Annotated in this window: 24 protein-coding genes and 1 tRNA gene; 15 read left to right on the top strand and 10 right to left on the bottom strand. The window is 70.8% G+C overall.

Annotation, left to right across the window (positions count from 1 at the left end):
* Window positions 1–100 precede the first annotated feature (100 nt).
* Together CYQ11_RS17610 and CYQ11_RS17605 are read right to left on the bottom strand one after the other, a co-directional pair.
* On the bottom strand, window positions 101–640 hold the full coding sequence (locus CYQ11_RS17610; RefSeq protein WP_099199065.1) for a MepB family protein: 540 nt from the start codon (window positions 638–640) through the stop codon (window positions 101–103).
* A gap of 128 nt (window positions 641–768) precedes the next feature.
* Window positions 769–1,605: a VOC family protein gene (locus CYQ11_RS17605; protein WP_099199066.1), complete on the bottom strand. Its 837-nt coding sequence runs from the start codon at window positions 1,603–1,605 to the stop codon at window positions 769–771.
* A 113-nt stretch (window positions 1,606–1,718) separates the two neighbouring features.
* Here CYQ11_RS17605 and CYQ11_RS17600 point away from each other — a divergent pair, with 113 nt between their 5' ends.
* The 5 genes from CYQ11_RS17600 (at window position 1,719) to CYQ11_RS17585 (ending at window position 4,576) form a co-directional block, all read left to right on the top strand.
* Window positions 1,719–2,042, top strand: coding sequence for a type VII secretion target (locus tag CYQ11_RS17600; protein ID WP_099199067.1), 324 nt, complete (start codon window positions 1,719–1,721; stop codon window positions 2,040–2,042).
* A 2-nt stretch (window positions 2,043–2,044) separates the two neighbouring features.
* A complete protein-coding gene (locus CYQ11_RS17595; protein ID WP_099199068.1) occupies window positions 2,045–3,349 on the top strand; it encodes an amidase domain-containing protein in 1,305 nt (434 codons plus the stop codon).
* Window positions 3,349–3,786 (top strand): hypothetical protein, encoded by a 438-nt coding sequence (locus tag CYQ11_RS17590; RefSeq protein ID WP_099199069.1) that lies wholly within the window; start codon window positions 3,349–3,351, stop codon window positions 3,784–3,786. Before CYQ11_RS17595 ends, CYQ11_RS17590 begins: the two co-directional genes overlap by 1 nt.
* Window positions 3,787–3,917: 131 nt before the next feature.
* Window positions 3,918–4,130: a hypothetical protein gene (locus CYQ11_RS29210; protein ID WP_146104699.1), complete on the top strand. Its 213-nt coding sequence runs from the start codon at window positions 3,918–3,920 to the stop codon at window positions 4,128–4,130.
* 65 nt (window positions 4,131–4,195) lie between these two features.
* Entirely contained in the window at window positions 4,196–4,576 is a 381-nt protein-coding gene (locus tag CYQ11_RS17585; protein ID WP_146104698.1) for a hypothetical protein, read from the top strand.
* Window positions 4,577–4,684: 108 nt separating this feature from the next.
* On the opposite strand, the gene CYQ11_RS17580 is transcribed toward CYQ11_RS17585, so the two are convergent.
* Both CYQ11_RS17580 and CYQ11_RS30325 read right to left on the bottom strand, forming a co-directional pair.
* The gene (locus CYQ11_RS17580; protein WP_099199071.1) at window positions 4,685–5,731 is read right to left on the bottom strand and encodes an aminoacyl--tRNA ligase-related protein; all 1,047 of its coding nucleotides are present in this window, start codon (window positions 5,729–5,731) and stop codon (window positions 4,685–4,687) included.
* A 175-nt stretch (window positions 5,732–5,906) separates the two neighbouring features.
* The gene (locus CYQ11_RS30325) at window positions 5,907–7,004 is read right to left on the bottom strand and encodes a hypothetical protein (protein ID WP_240003380.1); all 1,098 of its coding nucleotides are present in this window, start codon (window positions 7,002–7,004) and stop codon (window positions 5,907–5,909) included.
* A 228-nt stretch (window positions 7,005–7,232) separates the two neighbouring features.
* Here CYQ11_RS30325 and CYQ11_RS17570 point away from each other — a divergent pair, with 228 nt between their 5' ends.
* Window positions 7,233–7,424 carry an antitoxin gene (locus tag CYQ11_RS17570; RefSeq protein ID WP_099199072.1) on the top strand — a complete coding sequence of 64 codons (192 nt, stop codon included), beginning with the start codon at window positions 7,233–7,235 and terminating at the stop codon, window positions 7,422–7,424.
* A 6-nt stretch (window positions 7,425–7,430) separates the two neighbouring features.
* Here the strand turns inward: CYQ11_RS17570 and CYQ11_RS17565 are convergent, their stop codons facing one another.
* Window positions 7,431–7,835 carry a GNAT family N-acetyltransferase gene (locus CYQ11_RS17565; protein ID WP_240003381.1) on the bottom strand — a complete coding sequence of 135 codons (405 nt, stop codon included), beginning with the start codon at window positions 7,833–7,835 and terminating at the stop codon, window positions 7,431–7,433.
* Between the two features lie 761 nt (window positions 7,836–8,596).
* Here CYQ11_RS17565 and CYQ11_RS17560 point away from each other — a divergent pair.
* The 5 genes from CYQ11_RS17560 to CYQ11_RS17540 all read left to right on the top strand — a co-directional run bounded on the left by CYQ11_RS17560 (window position 8,597) and on the right by CYQ11_RS17540 (window position 14,242).
* Window positions 8,597–10,213, top strand: a complete 1,617-nt coding sequence (locus tag CYQ11_RS17560; RefSeq protein WP_099199073.1) for a M4 family metallopeptidase — start codon at window positions 8,597–8,599, stop codon at window positions 10,211–10,213.
* 115 nt (window positions 10,214–10,328) lie between these two features.
* Window positions 10,329–10,823: a hypothetical protein gene (locus CYQ11_RS17555; RefSeq protein WP_099199074.1), complete on the top strand. Its 495-nt coding sequence runs from the start codon at window positions 10,329–10,331 to the stop codon at window positions 10,821–10,823.
* A 134-nt stretch (window positions 10,824–10,957) separates the two neighbouring features.
* Window positions 10,958–11,971 carry a zinc-binding dehydrogenase gene (locus CYQ11_RS17550; RefSeq protein ID WP_099199075.1) on the top strand — a complete coding sequence of 338 codons (1,014 nt, stop codon included), beginning with the start codon at window positions 10,958–10,960 and terminating at the stop codon, window positions 11,969–11,971.
* A gap of 116 nt (window positions 11,972–12,087) precedes the next feature.
* Window positions 12,088–13,662, top strand: coding sequence for an MFS transporter (locus CYQ11_RS17545; RefSeq protein WP_099199076.1), 1,575 nt, complete (start codon window positions 12,088–12,090; stop codon window positions 13,660–13,662).
* 91 nt (window positions 13,663–13,753) lie between these two features.
* A complete protein-coding gene (locus CYQ11_RS17540; RefSeq protein WP_099199077.1) occupies window positions 13,754–14,242 on the top strand; it encodes a GNAT family N-acetyltransferase in 489 nt (162 codons plus the stop codon).
* Window positions 14,243–14,267: 25 nt separating this feature from the next.
* Here the strand turns inward: CYQ11_RS17540 and CYQ11_RS17535 are convergent, their stop codons facing one another.
* Window positions 14,268–15,374 carry an aminopeptidase P family protein gene (locus CYQ11_RS17535; protein WP_099199078.1) on the bottom strand — a complete coding sequence of 369 codons (1,107 nt, stop codon included), beginning with the start codon at window positions 15,372–15,374 and terminating at the stop codon, window positions 14,268–14,270.
* 271 nt (window positions 15,375–15,645) lie between these two features.
* Here CYQ11_RS17535 and CYQ11_RS17530 point away from each other — a divergent pair, with 271 nt between their 5' ends.
* Window positions 15,646–17,814 carry an MMPL family transporter gene (locus CYQ11_RS17530; RefSeq protein ID WP_099199079.1) on the top strand — a complete coding sequence of 723 codons (2,169 nt, stop codon included), beginning with the start codon at window positions 15,646–15,648 and terminating at the stop codon, window positions 17,812–17,814.
* Between the two features lie 86 nt (window positions 17,815–17,900).
* Here the strand turns inward: CYQ11_RS17530 and CYQ11_RS17525 are convergent.
* A tRNA-Thr gene (locus CYQ11_RS17525) sits at window positions 17,901–17,973 on the bottom strand.
* Between the two features lie 164 nt (window positions 17,974–18,137).
* On the opposite strand from CYQ11_RS17525, the gene CYQ11_RS17520 reads away from it, so the two are divergent.
* The 3 genes from CYQ11_RS17520 to CYQ11_RS17510 all read left to right on the top strand — a co-directional run bounded on the left by CYQ11_RS17520 (window position 18,138) and on the right by CYQ11_RS17510 (window position 20,852).
* Window positions 18,138–19,250: an ABC transporter ATP-binding protein gene (locus CYQ11_RS17520; RefSeq protein WP_099199087.1), complete on the top strand. Its 1,113-nt coding sequence runs from the start codon at window positions 18,138–18,140 to the stop codon at window positions 19,248–19,250.
* 218 nt (window positions 19,251–19,468) lie between these two features.
* The gene (locus tag CYQ11_RS17515; RefSeq protein WP_099199080.1) at window positions 19,469–19,885 is read left to right on the top strand and encodes a hypothetical protein; all 417 of its coding nucleotides are present in this window, start codon (window positions 19,469–19,471) and stop codon (window positions 19,883–19,885) included.
* A gap of 244 nt (window positions 19,886–20,129) precedes the next feature.
* Window positions 20,130–20,852 carry a nucleotidyltransferase family protein gene (locus CYQ11_RS17510; RefSeq protein ID WP_099199081.1) on the top strand — a complete coding sequence of 241 codons (723 nt, stop codon included), beginning with the start codon at window positions 20,130–20,132 and terminating at the stop codon, window positions 20,850–20,852.
* 97 nt (window positions 20,853–20,949) lie between these two features.
* Here the strand turns inward: CYQ11_RS17510 and CYQ11_RS17505 are convergent, their stop codons facing one another.
* The 3 genes from CYQ11_RS17505 to cysS form a co-directional block, all read right to left on the bottom strand.
* Window positions 20,950–22,578 (bottom strand): DoxX family protein, encoded by a 1,629-nt coding sequence (locus tag CYQ11_RS17505; RefSeq protein ID WP_099199082.1) that lies wholly within the window; start codon window positions 22,576–22,578, stop codon window positions 20,950–20,952.
* 134 nt (window positions 22,579–22,712) lie between these two features.
* Complete coding sequence (gene rlmB, locus CYQ11_RS17500) at window positions 22,713–23,663, bottom strand: 23S rRNA (guanosine(2251)-2'-O)-methyltransferase RlmB (protein WP_099199083.1); 951 nt, start codon at window positions 23,661–23,663, stop codon at window positions 22,713–22,715.
* 75 nt (window positions 23,664–23,738) lie between these two features.
* On the bottom strand, window positions 23,739–25,130 hold the full coding sequence (cysS, locus tag CYQ11_RS17495; RefSeq protein WP_099199084.1) for a cysteine--tRNA ligase: 1,392 nt from the start codon (window positions 25,128–25,130) through the stop codon (window positions 23,739–23,741).
* Between the last annotated feature and the right edge of the window lie 13 nt (window positions 25,131–25,143).

Below are 25,143 nucleotides of genomic sequence, written 5' to 3'. Positions count from 1 at the left end.
CGACGCCGACCGCCGCCGACCAACGCTGCTCGACGCCCCCACAGACGCGCCCCCACGAGCCCGTCCCCACAGGCGCACCCCCAAGGCCCTCACGGCCCCCCTACGGGTGGTAAAGCGCTTGGGCACGCGCCACGTCGACGACGTCGAGCAGCGGCCCGCCTTCAGCCCCGAGATGCAGGAAGTACGCCGTCTGCCACGCCTGAGTGGCGGCGGCCTGGCGACTGGTCGTGGTCACCCATGGCGGGTAGACACGGAATCCCCTCTTCCCGCCGGACCCTCCTCGGGACACGATGCCGCGCTCGCACAGCACCGCGCGCGGGAACACGAACTGCCCGAAGTGGCCGCTGTCGCGGCTGCTGATGACAAAAAGATCGACGCCGTCCTCGGCGTCGAAGGGCCGGATGGGGCCTTCGGCCGATCGCTGCCACACGGTGACGAACTGGCCGACCTTCGTCGGGGTGGTCTTGGCCACGCGGAATCTCACCGCCAGACCGTCGAGCGTGAAGGCGTGGGCCGCGTATTCAGCACTCTCCGGTTCGGGCACCGGCTGCGAGCAGACGAAGCGACTCGGGTCGTACACCGCTGTCTTCGCCGCCAGCAGGTCTCCGTGCAGCCCCGCCCACGGCTCATTCGTCACCATCCCCACATCCTGCCACCCAGCCCGCGCCGTCCTGCGACGACGTTCGAGCCCCGCCCCCACGCCGCCCCTACGCCTCTCCTCTACTCCTCTACCTCACCTCTGCCTCCGGCCTCCGGCCTCCTGCCTCCCTACGCCGCCGTCATCCGCGGCATCTCCCCGACCTTCGTGCTCGCGTCGAGCACAGCGAAGGCGGCGCCCTGCGGGTCGCTGAGCGCGGCGAAACGGCCGAACGGGCTGTCCATCGGTCCGAAGTACAGGCGTCCGCCGAGCCGTTGGGCGGTTTCGACCGCGGCGTCGCAGTTCGGCACGCTGAAATAGACCTGGATGTAAGCGGGAATGTCCTTCGGGAACTCGTCCCCCATCTTCATGCGGCCCAGCACCGGACGGTCCTGACCGTCCTGTCCGCCGCCACCTAGGCTGAAGACCTTGAAGTCCATGCCCTGGGTCTCGGGAGAGTCGTCGCACTCCACCTTCTGCGCGCCATAGGGGAAGACCTTCTTGAGGAAGTCGTCTGCCTTGGCGGGCTCGCGCGTGAAGAGCTCGGCCCAGCAGTACGAGCCGGGCTCGTCCGTCTTCTCGAAGCCCCGGTGCCCGGCCGCCTGCCAGACGCCGAAGACGGCGCCGCTGGGCTCCTTGGCGATCACCATCGACCCGAACGAGCCGACCTGCATGGGCTCCATGAGCAGGGCACCGCCCGCGTTCTTGATCTCCTCGGCGGTCCGGTGGACGTCGTCGGACGCGAAGTACAGACACCAGGCGGAGGGCGATTCGTCGCCGCCTGGCATGGTCGGGACGACGGCGGCGACGGCTTTGCCGTCGGAGTGGGCCTGGGTGTAGTTGCCGTACTCGCTGGCGGCCTCCCCGAAGGTCCAGCCGAACAGCTCGCCGTAGAAACGCTTGGCGCCCTCGACGTCCTTGAACATGGCGTCCGCCCAGCAGGGCGTGCCTTCCGGAAAATCGGTCATGGTGCGACTCACCCCTTTCCGACCTTTCCACGGTAGGTGCACGCGGCGCCGCCCGCGCGCGGTGGGCGGCGCGAGCTCGATTAAGCTGATCGGGCTAATTACGGGGGCAGGGTATGGACATAGACATCAAGACGCACCAGGTGCGTCGGGGCGGGAACGGGACCGAGGACGCTGCCGGGAAGGCAGTGGAAAACCTGGGCAAATCCCTCGACTCCAGCGAGAAGGTGGCCGACAACGACCACGGCTGGGCCTCGGCTGGTGCGCTGAAGCGCTGTGCGGCCGCGTGGGAGAACCACATGATCGACCTGGCCAAGCAGATGAACAGCATGGCCGAGAACCTCCACGGTGCGGCCAACGACTACGACGCCACGGACAAGCAGGCGAAGGACGCCATGCGCAGGCTCCAGCACGGCCTCGACGACTTCGCGAAGGACTGACCGTGGTCTCGTACAACGACCTGCACAGCTGCCACGTCGACCAGTGGAAGAAGGCGGCCGACGACTGGATCGCCCTCTCCCGGCGCTCCTCGACCGCCGCGGACGACGTCCGGGAGCAGGGCAAGAAGCCGCTTGACGATCACTGGGCGGACGCCACGGGCAAGAAGGCGAGCAAGCGCCTGCACGACCTGGCCGACCGCCTTGAGGCCGGCGGCGACATCATCAAGGGCGTCGCCATGATCATCGACGGTCTGGCGTCGTCGATGGAGTGGTCCCAGCGCACGCTGTTCCACGCGGCCGAACTCGCGGCGGAGTACGGACTGCACATCCAGGACGGCCGCGCCGTGGGCGCGTACTCGGGCGCCGCACCCGTGGGCCCCAACATCCCGCAGAACGTACGCGACGACTACAAGAAGGAACAGGGCCACATATCCGAGGTCAACGACCTCATCGACGAGGCGTTGCGGCAGGCGTCCCAAGCGGACAAGAAGGCGTCCGCGGAGCTGGACAAGCTGGCGACGAAGATCAACGTTTCCGACACGAACGTGGCCCACAACTACATCGAAACCGAGACCGCCCACCTTGAGATCGACATGATCAGGGGGAGCATTCCGGTCGGCAAGGACCCGCACCTCGTCCGCGCCTGGTGGGACGGGCTGACGCCGGAGCAGCACAAGGCGCTGATGCTGGCGGACCCTGTGACCATCGCCGACCTCACGGGCCTTCCCGACGACGTCGGGAAGGAGATCCGGGGCCGCGACGGCAAGATCGACCGCGTCGAGATGGTCCGCTACGCGCTGGACCACTGGAACAAGCCCGACGACCTCAAGTTCGAGAACAACTGTGCCAACTTCGCCTCGTCCGCTCTCGAAGCCGGCGGCATGCAGAAGAAGTTCGACACTTGGTTGGGCCCTCGCGGTGACAACACCTGGGGCCGGGAGAGCGGCATAGGCATCGACTGGTGGGACCAGCGGGCGTACCACTCGCGTTCCTGGGCATCGGCCAAATACCTGCGGAACTTCCTCACGGACAACGGTGGTGAGGAAGTCCCGAGGTCGCAGGCGCGCCCTGGCGACCTCATCTTCTACGAGCAGGTGGCCGAAGACCCTGGCAAGGGCGGCGAGCCCCAAGGCGAGACCTACCACGCCGCCGTCGTCACCTCGGTCACGCCTGACGGTGACATCAAACTGAGCCAACACACGGGCGAATGGCAGAACGTGAGCCTGGAGGCCCGGGAGCACGTCGCCACCCGAAACCACGGCGAGCAACGCATCCACATCGTCCGACCGCATCCGAACTGGTACTGATGGACACTCCACCCACCTCCGCCACACTCCCCGACACCCCGCAGAAGCGCCACCTCCCGCTGGGCGCGGGGATAGCGGCACTACTCGTCCCGGTCGTGACCGCCCTCGGCGTGATCAGCTCGTTGTACGTGCAGGTCATCCACGAGGACTGGGTCGACCGGCAACAGGCGGCGTGCCGGATCATGGCCCGGCCGCAGATGGAATTCGTGGTCGCGTGGGGAGGGCCGGCCCTCGGCGTGGCAGCGGTGATCCTCTGCGTGCTGCTCGCCCGGCGGACCCGTCGGCGGCACGGCGTCCGACTCGGCGAGACGTGGCCCGGGCTGATCGCCTACCTCAGCGTCGGGGCCAATGCGCTGGCCATTCTGCTGGAGCTGTTCATGCTGTACGCCGCGTTCTCGTCTGACGGGTCGGGCTCGGTTCTGGGCGACTGCGGATAGCTCCCCTGCTGGGACGGGCGACGCGACCATGCGGGAACGGTCCGGCCCTCGGCGGACCTTCCTCACGGACAACGGTGGGAGAAGTACCGAGGTCGCAAGCGCGCCCTGACGACCTCATCTTCTGCGAACAGGTGGCCGAAGACCCTGGCAAGGGCGGCGAGCCCCAAGGCGAGACCTACCACGCCGCCGTCGTCACCTCGGTCACGCCTGACGGCGACATCAAACTGACTGGACACACGAGTTCGTGGCAGAACGTCAGTCTGGAAGCACGAGCGCACATTGCCACCAACAACAGCGGTGAGCAACGCATTCGCATTGTCCGACCGCAACCGAACTGGCACTGATGGCTACTTCACCCTCCGGGGACTCACTCGACAACGCTGCGCTCCAGCGTCGCATCACGCCCGGCATGCTGGTCGCCGCACTGTCGGTCCCGCTCCTGACCGTTGCGGGGCCCGCAGCTTCCCTGCACTCGGAGGACATCGAGAACGACTGGGCCCACCGGCAGCAGGACGCATGCCGGCACATGCCCTTCCCGAATGCGGAATACGTGGCCGCATGGGCCGGGCTGGCCCTCGGATTGGCGGCGGTGGTGGTAGGCGTAGTGCTCATCAAACGGATCCGCCGGCAGTACCGCGATCGGCTCGGGGACAGCTGGCCGGCGATTCTGACCTACATCAGCGTGTTCCTCTTCCTGTGCCTCAACGTCCTGGCGGTCCCCATGGAGTTGATCATGGTGTACGTCACGCACTCGAACGCCGGGTCGCTGGTGAACCTGGGCGACTGCTAGCCCCACCCGGCGGCCCCTCACCACCCCGCCCCCACAGGTTGACGAAACCCATAGGGGCACCCCCCCGGAGCACCGGCACCCCCCGCTCCGCCATTCACCCCGCCCTCCTCACCCCCACAGTTCCCCCCTCCGTGACACCACCACGCCCTTGATCCGCCCCAGCGCCTCCCCAGCCGGCAGGGGGTCCAGCCGCCGGCCGTCCCGCAGCCGCAGGGCCACCAGGCCGTCGGTGGCCTCCCGGGGGCCGATGACCGCCTGGTACGGCACCAGGCGGGCCGAGCGGACCCGCGCGCCCAGGGTGCCGTGCTCCGGGCCCCTGGCCTCCGCGCGCAGCCCCCTTTCCACGCACCGCCGCACGAACTCCTCGGCCTCGCCGACCTCGGCCTTCGACACCGGTAGCGCCACCACCTGCACCGGGGCCAGCCAGGCCGGGAATGCACCGCCGTACAGCTCGATGAGGTGGGCCACCGCCCGTTCCATGCTGCCGATGACCGCGCGGTGGACCATCACCGGCCGGTGCTGGGAGCCGTCCGCGCCGACGTACTGGAGGGAAGCGCGCCGCCACATCCCGGGGTCGGCCACGTACTTGCCGCCCTCGCCCGGCAGCGACAGCCGGTAGCGGGCCACGCGGACGCCGAGGGTGTCGTACGCGCGGCCTATCAGCTCAAGCGCCGCCCGCGCCTCGTCCGCGACCTGGTCGAGGGTGCAGAAGACGTGCCCGTCGTTCAGCTGGATGGCGCGCACGCGGGTCAGTCCGCCCAGCACACCCGAGAGTTCGGAGCGGTACATGCCTCCCAGCTCGGCGAGCCTCAAGGGCAGTTCGCGGTAGCTGTGCGCGCGGGAACGGTAGATCAGAGCGTGGTGGGGGCAGAGGCTTGGCCGTAGGACGACCTGCTCACCGCCGAGGCCCATCGGGGGGAACATGTCCTCGCTGTAGTGGTCCCAGTGCCCCGAGATCTCGTACAACTCGCGCTTGCCCAGCACCGGCGAGTACACGTGGCGGTAGCCCGCACGGCGCTCGGCGTCGCGGACGAACTCCTCCAGGGTGTGCCGCAGGACCGCGCCGTCGGGCAGCCAGTACGGCAGGCCCGCGCCCATGAGGGGGTCGGTGTCGAAGAGGTTCAGTTCGCGGCCGAGCTTGCGGTGGTCGTGCATCGTGGTCTCCTCGTGGATTCCGCGGCGAGTGACCAGACGGCGAAGCCCCGGGGCACTCGCCCCGGGGCTTCGGACAAAGACAGCTGTCAGCGCGCCGGGACACTCTCCGGCGTCGTCGTCATGAACAGACCAGCGCGCTTCACGCCGATCACCGTAGCAGAGCGAACTGCGCTCGTCAGGCGAGATTTTCGGCGCACCGCGCCCGCGTCCGCACCCAGTACGAGCGCGCCGCCAGCGCCAGCGCGACGCCGTAGACGGCGAAGGCGCCCAGGCCGATCCAGGACACCAGCAGCACGTCGGCAGGCGAGGGGAAGTCGCCCTTCGGGACGTGCAGCACGCCCGCCGTTCCCAGCGCCGCCCCGCAGACGCCGGCCACCCCGTACGGCGCCAGCGTCCCGGCGCCGATCAGCGCGGGGGTCAGGGGGAGCCAGCGCGGCACCCGCCGGCCCGCCAGCAGCAGCGTCCAGCGGGGGAAGACCTGGCCCCACGGGCGCACGAGGCCGAAGAGCAGGAAGACGCCGAGCGCCGCCAGCAGCGCGGTGGGGTCGAGGCCCCAACCCTCCAGCGTGAGCCACAGGCCGGAAGCGCCGTTCTCCTTCGACTTCTCGATCATCTCCGCACCCGTCACACCGGCGAACGTCCCGCCCGACGCCCACGCCAGCTTCATGGCCGCGTACGGCACGAACGCAGCCGTCCCCGCGTAGGCCGCGAGCCGTACGCGCCGCGGCGCCACGGACGGCTCCGGCAAGACGGCCGTCTCGTGCGCGGCACCGCCGCACCGTGCGCACAGCGTGCCGCCACGGGTGCGCAGCCCGTGCAGCGTCGCGGCGAGCAGCACCGCGCCCACCATCCCCAAGGTGTGGTGCACGGTGGACGGCACGCTGTCGACGCCGCCGTCGAGCAGCAGCATCAAGACGTCCATGAGCAGGCTGAACGCCGAGAGCATGGCCAGCACACAGCTCACCCGCAGCAGGACCCGCACAGAGCGCCGGTCCCCCCACCGCACCGCACCGGTCGCCGCGAGCACCGCCAGGACGGCGGCCGCCGCGACGAGCCAGTCCAGGCCGGCCGGCGCCGGGTTGTCGCCACGGCGGAACAGCGGAGTGCCGGCCAGGGCGCAGCCCGCGGCGAACGCGCCCTGGACCAGGGCCCAGCCCAGCGTCAGGTACGCCACCCGGCCCGGCCCCGCGCCCGGGCCGTCGCTCCCTCCTTCGCCCCGGCCTTCGCCCCGTCCGTTCACCTTCACGGTCATCGATCGTGCGACTTCGGTCATGGAACGAACGTCGCATCCGGCCTCGCGGACGTACGTCGCCCTCCCGGACGAGAGACATCCGCCAGGCGGTTGAGCCGGGGTTCCCCCGCGGGCCCCGCCCCCGTCCCACCGGGCCCCGGTGCGATCCGTGCGCCCCCCGGTGGCCCCTCGGGCGCCCCCTTCCTGGGATGCGGGGGCGGTGGAACACGGCGATCCTGGGTGAGTCAGGCGTTCCTAAGGAGGACAGCCATGTCCATGCTCGACAAGCTCAAGGGGCTGCTGAAGTCCCACCCCGATCAGACGCGGCAGGGGGTGGAGAAGGCCGGCGACGCGTTCGACGCGCGGACGCAGAACAAGTACCAGAGCCAGGTCGACACGGCCCAGCAGAAGCTCAACGAGCAGCTCGGCTCCCAGCAGAAGCGGGACGACCAGCAGCCGTAACCCCTCTCACCACAACCGGTCGATCCCGCCCGGGAACAGCGCGATGCGGCTGTGCCGGAAGGCTTCCGCGTCGCGCTTCGCCCTGTCCGTGAAGAATCCGGCCAGGGTGACCTTGTCGAAGCCCGGCCGGTCGCTGGGGAAGGGGGCGTCGGGCGTACCGCCGACGAGGACGCTTCCCTCCAGGACCGACCAGCCCGCGCTCTCGTAGAAGCCCCGTAGCGGTCGGTCGCAGGTGAAGAGGCCCACGTCCGCACCGCTTCGCGCGATCACCTCACGGGCGGCGGCCACGAGCTGCCGCCCGTGTCCGCTGCCCCGGTGTGCCGCGCCGGTGACGACGGCGCTCAGTCCGGACGCCCGGTAGGTGCGTCCACCGTGCTCGATGTCCTTGGAGAGGATGTCGAGCACCGCCACAACGGGGGGCTCTCTTCCCGCACTTCCCGCGCCCCGGCCGCCCTCTCGCCCCTCACCTCTCTCATTTCCCGCGCCCCGGCCACCCCCTCGCCCCTCGCTTCTCTCATTTCCCGCGCCACGGCCGCCACTTCGGCCCTCGCTTTCTGCCTCTCCTCCCTCTCCTCCCCCTCCCTCCTCCTCACCCACGCGCTCTTCCTCCCGCGCCACGATCAGCAGTACTGTCACCGCGTTCAGCGCGGGATCGTGACCGCCCCCGAGGCCCGGCCACGCCTCCTCGCGCAACGCGTCCACCTGCGAGCGCAGTTGGGCCGGAACCGCAGCCTCCGGGTACGTCCTGACCTCCGTACGCTCCACCACTCCCGCATCCTCCTTCTGCCTGCGGTTTCCCCCGGTTACACGCCGGACGGCGGCAGCGGTGACACCCCCCGCCCGCCGGTCGCTATGACCCGTTTCGCCGGTCTCGTTAACCGTTTCTGCATACAAATTCCGTCCAACGAACAGTTGAACGCTTCTTCGGTACCGCCCAACTCACCGCATAGCGGACGCAATCGACCGCTCAGCGTTTAACGACAGATCAAATCCTTGTTGCGCCCCTGTCAATGACGCCCAATCGGTGGCACTCTCTCCTCAATTCGCTCCTGCACCACAGCGGATGCACTCGGCACCACCCCGCATCCCGCCAGCAGTACGCAGAACACTCCTGAAACGAACGGGCGGCCGACCCACACGACCACCCGTAACCCCCCTCATAGGAGACCGAGTTGAGAAGCGTCACCTCCACCTCCCGCAAGAACTCCGTCCGCGCCGCCGCCCTGGTCGCCTCCGCCGCCATGGTCGTCATCGGTGTGCAGACGGGCTCGGCGAGCGCCGCCGTCGACAGCGCGGACAGCGGCCAGCAGCTCGCGCTCTCCGCCGGGCAGCGGGCCTCGGCGATCCAGGACGCCCAGGGTGTGGCCTCCTCGACCGCCGCCAAGATCGGTCTCGGCGGCAAGGAGAAGCTGGTCGTCCGCGACGTCGTCAAGGACGCGGACGGCACGGTGCACACGCGCTACGAGCGCACGTACGAGGGGCTGCCGGTGCTCGGCGGCGACCTGGTCGTCCACGAGAAGAAGAACGGCGCGCGCGACGTCACCAAGGCGACCGACGCCGACATAGCCGTGCCCACCACGACGCCCTCCGTCGCGCCCTCGCAGGCGAAGAAGTCGGCGCTCGGCGTGGCCGCCGACAACAAGAACAGCAAGGCCGACGGCCAGACGCCGCGCAAGGTCGTCTGGGCCGCCAAGGGCAAGCCGGTCCTGGCGTACGACACGGTCGTCACCGGCGTCCAGAAGGACGGCACGCCGAGCAAGCTGCACGTGGTCACCGACGCGAACACCGGCAAGACGCTGTTCCAGGACGAGACCATCGAGACCGGCACCGGCACCAGCACCTACAGCGGAAACGTTTCGCTGACCACCACCAAGTCCGGTTCGGGCTACAGCCTGACCGACGGCTCGCGCGGCGGCCACAAGACGTACGACCTCAACCAGGGCACCGACGGCACCGGCGCGCTGTTCACCAACTCCAGCGACGTCTGGGGCGCGGGCCGGCAGAAGGCGGGCGTCGACGCGCACTACGGCGCGGCCGTCACCTGGGACTTCTACAAGAACGTGCTCGGCCGCAGCGGCATCAAGGGCGACGGCAAGGGCGCCTACTCCCGCGTCCACTACGGCAACGGCTACGTCAACGCCTTCTGGGACGACGACTGCTTCTGCATGACCTACGGCGACGGCGAGAACAACGCCCACCCGCTGACCTCGCTCGACGTGGCCGCCCACGAGATGAGCCACGGCGTCACCTCCGCCACCGCCAACCTCCGCTACAGCGGTGAGTCCGGCGGCCTCAACGAGGCGACGTCCGACATCTTCGGCACCGCCGCCGAGTTCTACGCCAAGAACTCGACCGACCCGGGCGACTACCTCATCGGCGAGAAGATCGACATCAACGGCGACGGCACCCCGCTGCGCTACATGGACAAGCCGAGCAAGGACGGCGGCTCCAAGGACTACTGGACCTCCTCCCTCGGCAACCTGGACGTCCACTACTCCTCCGGTCCCGCCAACCACTTCTTCTACCTCCTCTCCGAGGGCAGCGGAAGCAAGGTCATCGACGGGGTCAGCTACAACAGCCCCACCTACAACAACTCCAAGATCACGGGCATCGGCCGGGACAAGGCCACCAAGATCTGGTACAAGGCTCTGACCACGTACTTCACCTCCACCACCGACTACAAGGCGGCGCGCACGGCCACCCTGAAGGCCACCGCCGACCTGTACGGCTCCACGAGCAACGAGTACAAGACGGTCGCCGCCACCTGGTCCGCGATCAACGTCAAGTAACCCCGGTCCCCCGGGCCGCCTCCCACCAGGCCGGCCCGGGCGCACCCCCCATGAATCAGCAGTGCCCCCGCAGCCGTGGCAGCGGGGGCACTGCTGTCGTACGTACCATCGAGGCGTGATCGACCTCGGCTACTCCCTCTCCCGCCGCTTCCCCGACCCCCCGCAGACGGACTACCGCACCGCGGACGTCCACGCGCTGCGGCACGACCTCTTCTGCGGCGACGTCTACCTCGCCGACGTCAAGACGGACCGGGAGCTGTCCACAGCCTGGGGATGGGTGCCGGTGCTGGACTTCGCCTGGGCGCTGTGCGACGTCATCGAGACGATCGACCAGGACCCCCGGGGCAACCGCTCGGCCGCCACGCAGTTCGCCGAGCTCGACTTCACCGAGTCCACCGACTGCATGGTCTTCGAGCGCCGCTTCGGCTGGGTGGACGTCACCGCCGACTGGGCGCCGGACGAGCCGCCGCTGACCTTCAACCACCGGGCGCTGCGCCGCGAGGCCCGGGACTTCCTGCAGGACCTGATCGCCGACCTCGCCGACATGCACGAGGGGCTCGCCGACAACCCCGTCGTCTGGGACCTGCAGAGCCGCTTCCCCCGGGTGTAGCGCGGGGGCGGCGCGCACGCGCGACGGGCCGGGACGTGATCACCGGCACAGTCCCGACTCCCTTGACCTCAAGCTTGATTCAGGTTGAACACTCAAGGGCGTAACCACCCGTCGCACAACCGTGGAGTGACGCCATGCGCGCCGTACGCCTGCACGCCTTCGGTCCCGCCGAGAACCTCGCCTACGAGGAGACCGCGACCCCCGTCCCCGGTCCCGGGCAGGTCCGCGTCACGGTCGCGGCGGCCGGGGTGCACCTCGTCGACGCCGCCCAGCGGCGCGGCGACCCGAACGGCCCCTACGGCCTCCCCGAGCTGCCCGTCGTCCCCGGCCGCGAGGTCGCCGGCACCGTCGACGCGCTCGGCGAGGGCACCGACCCGCGCTGGCTCGGCCGGCGCGTCGTGGCCCACCTCGGCCGCCTGTCGACCGGCGGCGGCTACGCCGAGCTGGCCGTCGTCGACGCGGCGAGGCTGCACGAGATACCGGACGGGCTGGACGAGGCCCAGGCCATCGCCATGATCGGTACGGGCCGCACGGCACTCGGCATCCTCGGCTTCACCGAGCTGACCGGCGACGACGTCGTCGTCGTGACCGCGGCGGCCGGCGGCATCGGCTCGCTGCTCGTGCAGTACGCCAAGAACGCGGGCGCCACCGTCGTGGGCCTGGCCGGCGGCCCCGCCAAGGTCCGGCACGTACGGGACCTCGGCGCGGACCTCGCCCTGGACTACACCGACCCCGACTGGGTGCGGGCCGCCCGCACCGCCCTGGCCGGGCGCGCCGCCACGGTCGTCTTCGACGGCGTCGGCGGCGACGCCGCCCGCGACGCCGTCGGCCTGCTGGGCCGCGGCGGCCTCCACCTCGTCTTCGGCTGGTCCTCGCAGGGCGTCACCGGCGAGGGGCCGGGGGCACCCGACCCGCGGGAACTCGCCGAGCACGGCATCACCTCGCGCGGCGTCCTCGGCCCGGCCATGCTGGAGCGCTTCGGCGGCGGGGACGTGGGCCTGCGGCGCCTGGAGGAGGAGTCCCTGGCCCGGGCCGCCGAGGGCGCGGTCGTCCCGGCCGTGCAGCGCTTCCCCCTGGCGGCCGCCGCCGAGGCCCACCGGGCCCTGGAGACGCGCGGGACCGTGGGCAAGGTCGTCCTGGTCCCCTGACCGCCCCGGGCCGGCCACGGCCCGAGAAGCGGGATTCACCCGACGGGCCTACGGTGGAGGGCGAGCTTCTGCACGCTATCGGCCGCGCGGCAGCCGGCCGCGAGAGCAGGTTCTCCATGAGCTCGACCAGCCAGCCCCCCGCCCCCGCCTCCGTCCCCGCGTCCGGCGCCGATCCCCGCCGCTGGTGGGGCCTGGTCGTGATCGCCCTGGCACAGCTCATGGTCGTGCTCGACGCGACCGTCGTGAACATCGCCCTTCCCTCCGCCCAGCGCGCGCTGGGGATGTCGGACGCCAACCGGCAATGGGTGGTCACCGCCTACACCCTCGCCTTCGGCGGGCTCCTGCTGCTCGGGGGCAGGATCGCCGACCTCGTCGGGCGCAAGCGGACGTTCGTCATCGGCCTCGTGGGCTTCGCGGTCGCCTCCGGCCTGGGGGGCGCGGCGCGGACCGACTGGCAGCTGTTCGGCGCGCGCGCCCTCCAGGGCGTCTTCGCCGCGCTGCTCGCCCCTTCCGCCCTGTCGCTGCTGACCACGACGTTCACCGACCCCAAGGAGCGCGGCAAGGCCTTCGGCGTCTACAGCGGCATCGCCGGCGCGGGCTCCGCCATCGGCCTCCTCGCCGGCGGGCTGCTGACGGAGTACCTGAACTGGCGCTGGTGCCTGTACGTCAACGTCCCCATCGCCCTGGTCGCCGTCCTGGGCGCCCTCTGGATGCTGCACGACCACCGGCCCGCGCACCGCCCGCGCCTGGACATCCCCAGTGTCCTCCTCGCCTGCACGGGCCTCGTCTCGATCGTCTACGCCTGCAGCGAGGCCGAACCCCGCGGCTGGGGCGATCCGCTCGTCACGGGGCTGCTGTGCGCGGGCGCGGTGCTACTGACCGTGTTCGGCTGGTGGCAGCACAAGGCGCCCAGCCCGTTGCTGCCGCCCCGCATCACGCGCGACCGCAACCGCGCCGGGGCGTTCCTGGCCCTCGCCCTCTCGGTCATCGCCATGTTCGGGATGTTCCTGTACATGACCTACTACTTCCAGGGGGTCCTGGGCTACCGGCCGGTGACGGCGGGCCTGGCGTTCCTGCCGCTGTCCGCCACCATCATCCTCACCACGACCCAGCTCTCGTCCCGGCTGCTGAACCACGTGCCGCCGCGCATGATGATCACGCCGGGGGCGGTCTGCTCGGCGATCGGGCTGTTCCTGCTGACCTCCCTGCCGGTCGAGGGCGCGTTCGCCACCCACGTCCTGCCTTCGGAGATCCTCTTCGGCATCGGCATGGGCCTGACCTTCGTGGCCGTCATGGACACCGCCACCAGGGGCGTGGCGCCGGGCGACTCCGGCGTCACCTCCGCCACGGTCAACACCTCCCAGCAGGTGGGTGGTTCCGTCGGCACCGCCCTGCTCAACACCATCGCGACGTCGACCGCCGGCGCGTACGTCGCCGCCCACCTCACGGCGGCGGCCGCCACCGGCCCCCTCACCCCGGCGGTCCGCGACGCGATCACCAAGAGCGGTGTCGTCCACGGCTTCCACGTGGGCCTGGCCTGGGGTTCCGGGGTCATGCTGCTGGCGGCCCTCGTCTCCTGGGTGCTGATCACCGCTCCCGCACCCGAGCACCGGGGGCCGGAGGACGGGGAGGCCCTCACCGAGGGCCAGGTCGCACCGGTCTACGACGCCCACCGCATGCGGTCCGTATGACCCGGCCGCATGACCGGTCCGTCCGACCGCCGTCAGGAGCACGACGGAAAACCGGTGGCCCGGTCACCCTCCCGTGCCGCATGCTGCGCGCATGCTGATCAGAGACGCCCGGTCCGCCGACTGGGCCGCCGTCTGGCCGTTCTTCCAGGCCATCACCGCGGCGGGCGAGACGTACACCTACCCGAGGGACCTCACCTTCGAGCAGGGCCGCGAGTGGTGGATGCTCACGGCCCCCGGCCGCACGGTCGTGGCGGTGGACGACGACGGGACCGTCCTCGGCAGCGCCAAGATGAACCCCAACCAGCGGGGCGGGGGATCTCACGTCGCCAGCGCCAGCTACATGGTCGCGCCCCGGCACGCGGGCCGCGGGGTCGGCCGGGCCCTCGGGGAGCACACCCTCGCGTGGGCGCGCGCCGAGGGCTACCGCTCCATGCAGTTCAACGCCGTCGTGGAGGCCAACACCCGGGCCGTCGCGCTCTGGCGCACACTGGGCTTCACGATCATCGGCACGGTGCCCGAGGGCTTCCGGCTCCCCGACGGCTCGTACACCGGCCTGCACGTCATGCACCGGCCGCTGTGAGCCCACCCGGGTGGCGCCTCACCCGTCAGGCCACCACCCGCAGCTCCCGCGCGGTGTTGTTCAGCCGCCGGCCACCCGTCTCCGTGCACACGACGATGTCCTCGATGCGCACGCCGAACCGGCCCGGCAGGTAGACGCCCGGCTCGACCGAGAAGCACATGCCCGGCACCAGGGGCAGGTGCTCGCCCTCCACCATGTACGGCGGCTCGTGCGTCGTCACCCCGATGCCGTGCCCCGTACGGTGGACGAAGTACTCGCCGTAACCCGCCCGGCGGATCACCTGCCGCGCCGCCCGGTCGACGTCCTGGCAGGCCACGCCCGGCCGGACGGCCTCGAACGCCGCCTGCTGCGCCTCGCGCACCAGGTCGTGCACCTTGCGCTCCTCGGGTGACGGCTCACCCACATGGACCGTCCGGGTGGTGTCCGAGCCGTAACCGCCCTTCAGGCCGCCGAAGTCCATGACGACCATGTCGCCGTCCTCGATGACCCGCTCCCCCGCCTCGTGGTGCGGGTCGGCGCCGTTGGGGCCGGAGCCGACGATGGTGAAGTCCACCTGTTCGTGGCCGTTCTCCCGCAGCAAGCGGTCCAGGTCCGCGGCCACCTCGTGCTCGCGCCGCCCCGCGAACGGCAGTTCCACGATCGCCTCGAACGCGGCGTCCGCCGCCGCCCCGGCCGCCGTGAGCCGCTCCAGTTCGTACGCGTCCTTCACCGCGCGCAGCATCGGCAACGCCTCGGTCAGCGCCCCGAAACCGGCCTCGGGGCGCTTGCGCTGGAGCGCCAGCAGATGCAGCGCCCAGGCGTTGTCGGACACCCCGTAACGCCCCTGGCCCGCTAGCACCTTGGCGACCTCGGCGTACGGGTCCTCACCGTCCGTCCAGCCGGACACCGTCAACGCGCCCGCACCCGGGGCACGTTCCGCGTCCGCACGCTCCAACTGCGGAACCAGCAACTGCGGCCGGCTGCCCGGCACGAGCAGCAGCGCCGTCAGCCGTTCGGTGACGGCGGGCGGCGCATAACCGCACAGCCATACGAGATCGGGGCCCGGTGTGACGACCAGACCGGCCAGTCCCTCCTGCACCGCCGACCGCACCGCGCGGTCCATGCGCGCGGCGTAGAACTCGACATCGCTCATGGAGGGAGAGTAATCCCAAGGGAGGCGCTCGGCAGGCCCGTCTCTACCTCACGGGTGAGAGCCTCTCCTCCCCCTGGATGAGAGGCCCGATCCGCTTTCCGTTCCCGGGGCCGATTTCATCCCCGATACACCCGGAAATCATTGTGCCTGCGGAACTCGGCTGCCTAGCGTGTTCATGCCGCGCTGCATCTCGCCCGTACGACGACACACCCACCGCCGGCGGTCGCGACATTCGCCGGCCAGCAAACGCTCAATACGCAGAAGGAGCACCATGTTCCGACGAGTCGGGCGGTTCGCCGTCCACCGACCCTGGCTCACGATCCTGGCCTGGCTGATAGCGGCCGTGGCCCTCGCGACGCTGGCACCGGGGCTCAAGTCCACCACCGACGAGACCGAGTTCCTCCCGTCGCACTACGAATCCGTACGGGTCGGCGAACTGCAGCAGAAGGCCTTCCCCCAGACCGAGCAGCCCGCCGCCATCGCCGTCTTCCAGCGGACCGACGGCGGCAAGCTCACCGCAGCCGACCAGCGTGACGTCGCCAAGGTGGCCAAGGCCCTGGAGGACAAGCACTACGACAAGATCGCCAAGGTGGTGACCGGACCCGAGGCCGTCTCCCCCAACGGGGAGATCGCCCTGGCGAACGTCATCGCCAGCACCAAGAACGCCTACGACGAGAAGCTCCCCGACGCCGTCAAGAAGATGCGCGAGGACGCCAAGCCCCTGATCAAGGACACCCAGTTGAAGATGGGTGTCACCGGACAGGCGGCCACCAACCTCGACTCGCAGGAATCCTCGGGTGACACGGACGCACTGATCATGATGGCCACCCTGGTCCTCATCATCGTGCTGCTGCTCGTCATTTTCCGCAGCCCGCTCATCGCGCTGCTGCCGGTGCTGATCATCGCCCTGGTCTTCATGGTCGCCCTCGGCCTCATCGGCACCGCCGCGGACCTCGGCGGAATGAAGGCGGACAGCTCCATCTCCGCCATCCTGATCGTCGTCCTCTTCGGCGTCGGCACCGACTACATCCTCTTCCTCCTCTTCCGTTACCGCGAACACCTGCGCGCCGGACAGGAACCGAAGCAGGCCCTGGTCGACGCCGTCTCCAAGGTCGGCGAGACGATCGCCTCCGCGGCCGGCGCCGTCATCGTCGCCTTCCTCGCCCTGCTGCTGTCCACCATGGGCATGATGCGGGCGATGGGCCCGTCGCTGGCCATCTCGGTCGGCGTCACCCTCGTCGCGGCGCTCACGCTCGTCCCGGCCGTCTTCTCCCTCCTGGGGACCAAGGCCTTCTGGCCCTCCAAGGCGTGGAAGAAGACGCCCAAGAACCGCGTCTCCAACGGCCTCGGCAACCTCGTCGCCCGCCGCCCCGCGGTCATCGCCGTCTTCTCGGCGCTCGTCCTCGGCGCGCTGGCGGTCGGCACGTTCAACTTCAAGGCCGAGTTCGACACCAGCAGCCAGATGCCGCAGAAGCTGGAGTCCGTCCAGGCCAACAAGGACATGCAGCGCGGCTTCTCCGCGGGCCAGGGCGACCCGGCCATGGTCTACCTCAAGGCCAAGAACGGGAAGCTCGACAAGGCCGCCCTGGAGGACTACCGGGGCAAGCTCGCCGCCATCGACGGCGTCGGCAGCGCCGCGCCGGCCATGACCAACCCGGACGGCGACGTCGCCCAGTTCAGCGTCGTCCTCAAGTACAACCCCAGCTCGGACAAGGCCATCAAGCTCGCCGGAGGCCCCCTCCGCGACCAGGCCCACAAGGCCGCGCCGCAGGGCACCGAGGCGCTCGTCGGCGGTACCTCGGCCGTCCTGTCCGACGTCGAGGACGCCGTCAGCCACGACTACAAGGTGGTCTTCCCGGCCGCCGGCCTCGCCATCATGATCATCCTGGGCCTGCTGCTCCGCAGCCTCGTCGCCCCGCTCTACCTGATGATCGCGGTGGCCCTCGGCTTCGGCGCCACCCTCGGCGCCACGGTCTGGCTGTTCCAGGACATCCAGCACAAGAGCGGTCTGCTCTTCATGCTGCCGGTGATCGTCTATCTCTTCGTGGTGGCGATCGGAACGGACTACAACATCCTGATGGTCGCCCGTCTCCGCGAGGAGGTGCGGCGGGGCGTCTCCGCCCGCGAGGCCATCCGGACGGCCGTCGCCCAGTCCGCGCCCACCATCGCGTCGGCGGCGATCATCCTCGCCGGCACCTTCGGCGTCCTGATGGTGGCCGACAACTCCATGCTCCAGCAGATGGGCTTCGCGGTGGCCTTCGGCATCCTGCTCACGGCCTTCATCATGGCCATGCTGCTGGTGCCGACGATCACCTCGCTGCTGGGCCACAAGGCCTGGTGGCCGGGTCACCAGGACGCCCCGCGGCCCGACGCCGGCCATGCGAACAACCCGTACGCCACCACTCCCGAGTGGCAGCAGGGCCAGCACGCACGGCGATGACCCACCGGCGGGTCCCCCGGCAGGGGACCCGCCATACGAAACGAACCGCAGGCCCCGGAGGGTCTGCGGTTCGTTTCATTAGCAAAAGCCGCCTGTCGGACTCGAACCGACGACCTTCGCTTTACAAGAGCGGTGCTCTACCAACTGAGCTAAGGCGGCATGCCAGACGCAGTCTACCCACACCCACTTCGTGACCCGCCACCTGCTGACAACGGCCCCGGGCCCGGGTACCGTCACCAGCACCTCCGGTCCGATTGGACTGGACCACATTCCCTCTACTCGGATCGTCCGGCACGTTCCTGCCGGTGAAGGGACTCATCACCATGGCCACGGTCACGTACGACAAGGCGACCCGGATCTACCCCGGCGCCGACAAGCCCGCCGTCGACCAGCTCGACATCACCATCGAGGACGGTGAATTCCTCGTCCTCGTCGGCCCGTCCGGCTGCGGCAAGTCCACCTCGCTGCGGATGCTGGCGGGGCTGGAGGACGTCAACGGCGGAGCGATCCGCATCGGCGACCGCGATGTGACGCACCTGCCCCCCAAGGACCGGGACATCGCGATGGTGTTCCAGAACTACGCGCTCTACCCGCACATGACCGTGGCCGACAACATGGGCTTCGCCCTGAAGATCGCGGGCGTGCCCAAGGCGGAGATCCGGCAGAAGGTCGAGGACGCGGCGCGGATCCTGGACCTCACCGAGTACCTGGGCCGCAAGCCCAAGGCGCTGTCCGGCGGCCAGCGCCAGCGGGTGGCGATGGGGCGCGCCATCGTGCGGGAGCCGCAGGTGTTCCTGATGGACGAGCCGCTGTCGAACCTGGACGCGAAGCTGCGGGTGCAGACCCGTACGCAGATCGCCGGCCTCCAGCGCCGGCTCGGCATCACCACCGTCTACGTCACCCACGACCAGGTCGAGGCCATGACCATGGGCGACCGGGTGGCGGTGCTCAAGGACGGCCTGCTCCAGCAGGTCGACTCGCCGCGCAACATGTACGACCGGCCGGCCAACCTCTTCGTGGCGGGCTTCATCGGCTCGCCCGCGATGAACCTCGTCGAGGTGCCGATCACCGACGGCGGCGTGAAGTTCGGCAACAGCATCGTGCCCGTCTCCCGCGAGGCGCTCACGACCGCCGCCGACAAGGGGGACCGCACCGTCACCGTGGGTGTCCGGCCCGAGCACTTCGAGGTGGTCGAGCGGACCCTGGAGAAGGACGGCGCCCCGGCCGGCGTGGCCGTCACCGTGAACGTCGTCGAGGAACTGGGCGCCGACGGCTACGTCTACGGCACCGCCGAGCTCGGCGGCGAGCAGAAGGACATCGTCGTGCGCGTGGGCGGGCGGCGCGTGCCGGAGAAGGGCTCCGTGCTGCACGTCGTCCCGCACCCGGGTGAGCTGCACGTGTTTTCGACCTCCTCCGGCGAGCGGCTGAGCGACTGACCCCCTTCGCGCCCCGCGAAACAACGCCCCGCGTTCTCGTCCGCGTACGTTTCGGCACGCGAGAGACGCGGGGCGTCCGCTTGTCCGGGTTATTCCCCGACACTCCCCTCATTTCGATCCACGTGCGTCAACGCGAGCGCCTCACCGATACGCGCCCGCATCACTCGACTGGGTGACTAAATGTCGCCTCGCCGTTACCCCTCGCTACCATCTCCGGCATGAACCAGGCCGCCCGCCGCATCGGCAGAACTCTCGCTCTCGTCCTTCCGGTCGTTCTCGTCCTCTCGGGGACTCTCGCGGTCACCCGCGTCCCCTGGGCGGCGCCGAACGCCGAGTCGCAGGTGCTCACCGCCTCCTCCGACAACGCCTCAACGGTCGCCACGGCGCGCGCGCCGCACGAGGTGCTGCGAGACCGACTGCTGAGCGAACTGCAGGAGAAGAACCCCGGCGTCGCCCTCACGCACCTCCAGGAGGCGACCAACGGCCGCCCGTCGCTGGCCCAGCACTGCGCGGACATCGCGCGTGCGCTGGGGCGCGCGGCGGTCGCCAAGTACCACTCGGTCACGCGCGCCCAGGCGTACTCCCGGCCGGTCTGCGACACGGCCTTCGCCACGGGGGTGGCGCAGGGCCACTAGGGGGTGGCCGAGGGGTCAGCACAGGCCCTGCGGCGCCCGGCACGGCACCTCGCTGCGTTGTCACATCAGCCGAGGACGCCCGGTCCGAGGCAAATGCTCCGCCTTGCGATCTACCGCACCGGACACCGCAGGACCCGCACCGACCCATCGGACACCCCCTAGGGAGTGGCCGGACGGCCGCCCGGGGCCGGGGGGTGGGCCACCGGCCGCAGCGCCGCTCGCGGCACGGCATATCGTGCGGAGCATGACCGGCACCCAGTCCCACCCGTATCCCGCGCAAGCCGTGATCCTGGCCGGAGGCCAAGGGTCACGGCTGCGCCCGTATACCGACGACCGTCCCAAGCCGATGGTCGAGATCCCTGGCACGGGGGTCCCGATCATCGGCCATCAGCTCGCCTGGCTGGCCTCCGAGGGCGTGACGGACGCGGTGGTCTCGTGCGGCCATCTGGCCGAAGTGCTCCAGGAGTGGCTCGTGTCGGCGGATCTGCCGCTGCGGGTCACCACCGTGGTGGAGAAGGAGCCGCTCGGCCGGGGCGGCGGTCTGAAGTTCGCGGCCTCGTCGCTGCCGCGCCCCGATGAGCCCTGGTACGCCACGAACGGCGACATCTGGACCCGTTTCTCGCTGCGCGAGATGGCGGCCTTCCACGCCGAGCGCGACGCCACGGCCACGCTGGCGCTGGCCCGGCCGCGGATCCCGTGGGGAGCAGTGGAGACGGACGAGTTCGGTAAGGTCCTGGACTTCATCGAGTCGCCGCCGTCGCCCTACCTGATCAACGCCGGTGTGTACGTCTTCTCCCCCGGTTTCCTGGAGCTGCTGCCCGAGCGCGGCGACCACGAGCGCACGACGTTCCCCCGGCTGGCGCGCGAACGGCGGCTGGCGGGCTTCCCGCTGCCGCAGGGCGCGTACTGGCGGGCGATCGACACCGCCAAGGACCTGACCGAGGCCGCGAAGGAACTGGCCCGCTAGAACCCGGCCCACGGCGAATCCGGCCCCACACGTGAAGCGGCCCCGCCCCCTTCGTGACGAAGGGGGCGGGGCCGCTTCACGTGCCGCGTGCCCGGCGTCAGCCGAGGAGCCCTCCGAGGGCGCCTCCGCCGCGGGAGCCGCCCGAGCCGCCGCCGGACGAGCCGCCCGAGCCGCCGCCCGCGCCGCCCCCGGTGGAGCCGCCCGTGGAGGAGCCGGAGGAGCTGCGCGGCGGGGCCGCGGGGGCCGGCGCCTGGTGCGGGGTCTGCGGGGCGGGACGGACGCTGCCGGGGCCCGTGGCGGGCTGTCCGGCGCTGCCCGCGGTGCCGGCGGGGGTGTGGGGGGTTCCGGGCGCGGAGGGGGTGGCGCCGGGGGTGGGGGCCCGGTGCGTGGTGGCGCTGGGCTTCGGGGTGCCCGCGGTCGCGGGGCCGTGGGAGCCGCGCGGGGCCGAGGAGGAGGGCCGCTGCGGGAGCGGCGAGCCCGGCAGGCTGTTGGCGGGCGGGGCGGGGGTGCCGGGGGCCTCGGCGACCCGCGAGGAGCGGACGGCTCCGCCGAGCATGGAGCCGGTCAGCAGGGAGATCCCGATGAGGACGGTCGCCATGACCGTGCCGCGGCGCAGCACGCGCCGGCGCAGCTGCCTGACCTCGGCGCGGGGGCCGAGCCGGCGCCATGCCTCGCTCGCGAGCCGCCCGTCGATGGAGTAGAAGGGGGCCCCGGCGATGACGAGGGGGCTCCAGGCGGCGAGGTAGATGATGTCGGCGGAGTCGTAGACCGGGGTGCTGCGCCAGCTGACGGTGACGATCAGGATGGTGGAGAGCAGGACGCCGATGGCGGCGGCGAGGCGCTGCCAGAGTCCGAAGATGGTCAGGATGCCGGCGACGACCTGGAGGAAGGCGACGGTCAGTCCGGCGCCGACGGGGTGGCTCAGGGCGAAGTCGCGCAGGGGCGAGGCGACGCCCCAGGGGTGGAGCCCGGTGAGCCAGTGGACCATGGAGCCGCGCTTGCCGCCGTCGAAGTAGACGGGGTCGCAGAGCTTGCCCATGCCGGCGTAGATGGAGATGAGGCCGAGGAAGACGCGCAGGGGCAGCAGGACGACGCCGAGGTTCATCCGGCGGCCCGGGTAGTAAGCGTGCCGGACGGAGTCGCGGTCGCGCCGCGGCCCGTCGTCCTCGTCGAGGCCCTGTTCGTCGAACTCGTCGTAGCCGGCGTAGTCCCCGTAGTCGCCGTGCTCGTCGTCGTACGCGCCGTGGGTGGGCCGCACGCCCTGGAGCAGCGGGGTGCCGGTGGTCCGGCGCCCGGTGGGGTCGGCCGGCTCGCGGGGCCCGATGACGGTGGTGGGCGCGTCGTCGACGCTGATCCTCGGCAGCACCTGGGTGGCGCCGGCGTCCCCGCCGCCGGCCGTGCGCACGGGTCCGGCGGCGCCGGATTCGCGGACGGCCTGCAGCAGTTGGGTGGAGGCTTCGTCGCCCGGGCCGGTCCGGCCGCTCCACACCACCGGGGCGCGGCGCCTGGCCGTGCCTTTCGCGGTGGGCAGCTGCGCCGTGTCCGCTCCGGCGAGGTGCCGGGCGGCGCGTGGGGGCCGGGCGAGCTGCACCCGGAAGCTCAGGTGGTTGACGATGACCTGCGCGGGGTCGGACGGGACCTTCACCGTACTCAGCGCGGGCTGGTCGTCGTACCCCGACGAGCTTCCCCCCGTAGGTGTGCGGGGTGTTCTGGTGTCCACACTCATCTAACCGAGTGACCGGAGGTTAGGACACTGCCTTGACCGCCCCGAAGTGTCCGAGACCCGTCAAGATCATCAAACGGAGAGGCGGTGGCCGGGGGACGTCACCCCCGGCCACCGCCACAATTCCGGCGAACCGGTTACGCGCGTCGGCGCGCCGCCTCGTAGAGGACCACGCCGGCCGCGACGCCGGCGTTCAGCGACTCGGCGCCGCCGGGCATGGGGATGCGCACCCGGTAGTCGCAGGTCTCGCCGACGAGGCGGGACAGGCCCTTGCCCTCGCTGCCGACCACGATGACCACGGGGCCCTCCAGGGCGTCGAGCTCGTGCAGCTCGACGTCGCCGTCGGCGGCGAGGCCGACGACCAGCAGGCCCTCCTTCTGGTACGCCTCCAGCATCCGCGTCATGTTGGTGGCGCGGGCCACGGGCGTCCGGGCGGCGGTGCCGGCCGAGGTCTTCCAGGCGCTGGCGGTCATGCCGGCCGCGCGGCGCTCGGGGACGACCACGCCGTGGCCGCCGAAGGCGGAGACGGAGCGGACGACGGCGCCGAGGTTGCGCGGGTCGGTGATGCCGTCGAGGGCGACGATCAGCGGGTCCTCGCCGTTGTCGGCGGCGGCCGCGGTCAGGTCCTCGGGGTGCGCGTAGTCGTACGGCGGCACGGAGAGGACCAGGCCCTGGTGGTTGAGGCCGTTGGTCATGCGGTCGAGCTCGGGGCGGGGGGCCTCCATGAGGTTGAGGCCCTTCTCCGTGGCGAGCTGGATGGCCTCGCGCACGCGCTCGTCGCTGTCGACGAACTGCTGGACGTAGAGCGTGTTGGCGGGCACGCCCTCGCGCAGCGCCTCGACGACCGAGTTGCGGCCGACGACGAGCTCGTTGGTGCCCTTCGGGCCGCCGCGGCGCGGGGCCGGACGGCGGGCGGCGTGCTTGGCCTGGGCGTTGGCGACACGGTTCTTCTTGTGCCCCTTGCGCATGCTCGCGGGCGGGGTCGGGCCCTTGCCCTCCAGGCCCCGGCGCCGCTGGCCGCCGCTGCCGACCGTGGCGCCCTTCTTGTTGGACGTGCGACGGTTCCTGCGCTGGCTGTTGCCGGCCATGGGGTCACCCTGTTTCTTTACTGCTCAGAGCCGCTGGGACGGCGGCTCTCGTTACGTACGTACGAAAAGTGTCCCTCAGGACAGGGACCAGCGCGGACCCGAGGGCGTGTCCTCGATGGCCAGACCGGACTGCTGGAGCTGGTCGCGGATGGCGTCGGCGGTGGCGTAGTCCTTGCGGCCGCGGGCGGCCTCGCGCTGCTCCAGGACGAGCCTGACCAGGGAGTCCACCACGCCGTGGAGGTCCTCACGGCCTGCTCCGGCGTCCACCCACTGCTCGGCCAGCGGGTCGAGGCCCAGCACGCCGAGCATGGCGCGCACCTCGGCCAGCCGGGCGACGGCAGCTTCCTTGTCGTCGGCGGTCAGGGCGGCGTTGCCCTGGCGGACGGTGGTGTGGACGATGGCCAGCGCCTGGGGGACGCCCATGTCGTCGTCCATCGCCTCGGCGAAGGCGGGCGGCACCTCAGCGGCGGGCTCGACCGGCCCCGCCAGCTCCACGACGCGCTGGATGAAGCCCTCGATCCGGGCGAAGGCGGACTCGGCCTCGCGCAGGGCCTCCTCGCTGTACTCGATCATCGAGCGGTAGTGCGGGGTGCCCAGGTAGTAGCGCAGGACGATGGGGCGCCAGTGCTTGACCATCTCGGAGACGAGGACGGAGTTGCCCAGCGACTTGGACATCTTCTCGCCGCTCATGGTGACCCAGGCGTTGTGGACCCAGTACGAGGCGAAGTCGTCACCGAAGGCCTTGGCCTGGGCGATCTCGTTCTCGTGGTGGGGGAAGATCAGGTCGAGCCCGCCGCCGTGGATGTCGAAGGCCTCGCCCAGGTACTTGTGGGCCATGGCCGAGCACTCCAGGTGCCAGCCGGGGCGGCCGCGGCCCCAGGGGGTCTCCCAGGAGGGCTCGCCGGGCTTGGCGGCCTTCCACATCGCGAAGTCGCGCGGGTCGCGCTTGCCGGTCTCGCCCTCGCCCGACGGCTGGAGGAGGTTGTCCAGCTCCTGGTTGGACAGCTCCAGGTAGCCGGGGAAGGACCGGACGTCGAAGTAGACGTTGCCGTCGGCGGCGTAGGCGTGGCCGCGCTCGATCAGGCCGCGCATCATCTCGACCATCTCGGTGACGTGGCCGGTGGCGCGGGGCTCGACGGTGGGCGGCAGGCAGCCGAGGGCGTCGTAGCCGCTGTTGAAGGCGCGCTCGTTCTCGTAGCCGATGGCCCACCAGGGGCGCTTCTGGTCGGCCGCCTTCGCGATGATCTTGTCGTCGATGTCGGTGACGTTGCGCACGAACGTCACGTCGTAGCCGCGGTGGATGAACCAGCGGCGCATGATGTCGAAGTTCAGATACGACCGGATGTGCCCGATGTGCGGCGCGGCCTGCACGGTGGCACCGCACAGGTAGATCGAGACACAGCCCGGAGTGAGCGGGGAGAAGTCACGGATCTGCCGGGCGTTGGTGTCGTACAGGCGAATAGTCACGGCACCAGAGTAG

The sequence above is a fragment of the Streptomyces cinnamoneus genome (assembly GCF_002939475.1).
GTDB classification, from domain to species: domain Bacteria; phylum Actinomycetota; class Actinomycetes; order Streptomycetales; family Streptomycetaceae; genus Streptomyces; species Streptomyces cinnamoneus_A.
The sequence above is the reverse complement of the archived record's forward strand: the minus strand, read 5'-3'. Positions and strand labels throughout refer to the sequence as shown.